2 protein-coding genes are annotated in these 2,093 nt (G+C 47.1%); both read right to left on the bottom strand.

The features are described 5' to 3' along the window. Nucleotides 1-747 (bottom strand): DNA polymerase III subunit delta (holA, locus tag VB081_RS00955; protein ID WP_323399000.1); only part of this gene is annotated, 747 nt, incomplete at its 3' end. Between the two features lie 10 nt (nt 748-757). Next, nucleotides 758-2,093, bottom strand: a 1,336-nt coding sequence (locus tag VB081_RS00950) for a ComEC/Rec2 family competence protein (protein ID WP_323398999.1), incomplete at its 5' end; no start/stop codon positions are given.

Genomic DNA, 2,093 nt, shown 5'->3' with positions numbered 1-2,093 from the left:
GAAATTGTTGGACAGCAGCGTGATAAATCCGATCGGATTGCCGTCCTCCTCCAGCATTTTTGCAATCAGTGCCGCAGCCTGCTGCGGACGTCCGCCCACCATCAGGTCGTGTATTTTATATACGTTGTACTGCATAGACTTGATCGCGTATTTTTCGATATCCGAAGTAGATATCTCTCCCTGGCAAATGGAGGAAAGTTTGTCGACCTCGTTGGCGATGGTGCTTAAGTCCCCTCCGGCGATCTCACTTACAATCTGTGCGTTCTTAGTCGAGATCAGCAGACCGCTTTTCTTGGCACGGTTTTTAATAAAGGTACAGATTTCCTGATCCTGCATGGCGTTGCACTCAATTAGCATCCCCTGCTTGCCGACAAACTTGACGAACGCTTTGCGTTTATCAACGTTGCCCTGTGCCCAGATCAGAAAAAAGTTGCTTGCGGGCATCCTGCTTTCCATATAGCATGCGCTTAAGTCGCCTGCCGCCTGTGTAGAAAGAATATCCGTATTTTTGAGGACAGTGATTCGCTTTTTGCTCATAAAGGGAAGTGTTTCCATTGCGCACAGGACTGCCTTCGTATCTGGACGCTCCTCAAATACTGACAGATTGAGCTCGGGCATATCAATGTGAAGCGCGTCAAGAATCGCCGTAAACACATACTGCTTCATATAATAGTCTTCTCCGCTCAGGACAATGAAACTCTTTTCCTGACCGTTCTTAAGTTGTTTGAGCGCTTCGTTTGGTGTCATGTTTCCTCTTTCATTTCTTTTGCGTTGTAACGCTGATCGCACCTGCATGATCGGCAATGATCGTAACAGCACCCGTTTGCGCGGTGATCAGCGTGCTGACATCCATCTCGGCAAGTAAGCCTGTCAACACAGGATCAGGCAGCCCTTTGCCGTCCTTCTGTCGTACGGAAATCACAGCATAGTCAGGATTCCAGCTTTCAAGTGAACCGCTGTCTGCTGATAATGTGTCTCCCCCGCCTGCAAGCTTTACGACAGGGACAAAATCCCGATATACGATATCTTGCACATCGTTTTGCGCAAACAGGCAAATTACCCTGCCCTTATAGTGCAAAACAAAGGACAAATGCTTCTGATCGTCCGCAACTACGTCAAGATACGCATTCTCTGATAATTCTATTTTATCATACAATGCGTAATATTTCATTTGTAAATCGGCATCATATTCTTTGGGAACATAATTTGTGGGTACGTACAACGTACTGATCCTGCCTTCTGCTGCTAAATCCTTTAAATTTTTTGTCCTGTCGTTTGTCACGATCACACTATCGAAAATCAGGCGATTATTTTTTGCATAGTCGCTGATCTGCGAATACTGTAAATTACCGCCGTTATCAATCAAATAATCTTTATTGTCTACAGCAATATGGATCGCGTCGCCCGTACCTACGTCTAAAATAACGGCCTTTAATTGACTGCTTTGTGATACACCGGAGAAGATACCACAGCACAAAAGTACTGCCGCCATAGCCCCCACCGCGATCGCTTTTATTTTTGAGCGAAGGAGAACATAGTCGGAGCATAAGAACAGCATAGCAAAAACAAAGATTCCCATCCAGATTGGAAATGCGTAAACCTCTATCAAGCCAAATGAACTGGTTGCAAGGACTCCGTTAAGCCACGTGAGAGCCTGCAGGCCGAGTTCTGCGGGGAAAGCAAGCGCATGGCCGATCGGTAATGAAAAAAGCGCGACAAGCGAGCCTATGCCGGTAAAAGCAATAATGATCCCTGCGAGCGGGATAGCAAATAAATTGGCGATCGGCGCTGCCAAGGCAATGTTATTGAAATAGTAGGCAGACAGCGGAAAGACGGATACGGTAGCGCCGACGGAAGTCGCAAGCGGTGCTGCCAGCTTCACGCGGTCTAGCCTGATTTTATGAAAGAGCCTTGTAAGCGGCGGCCCAAGGCACAAAAGGCCGAACAACACGCCATAAGACATCAGGAAGCCTGCCGTGAACAATTGCGGTGCATTGAAAAACAGCGTGATGATCATAGCGGCGGCTAGAAATGTCAGTGTATCCCGTTTTTTGAACGTCCATCGCCCGATGATCAAAAAAAGCATCATCAGC

The organism is Christensenella sp., from assembly GCF_034927525.1.
GTDB lineage: Bacteria > Bacillota > Clostridia > Christensenellales > Christensenellaceae > Christensenella.
This window is presented reverse-complemented; position numbering and strand designations above follow the sequence as displayed.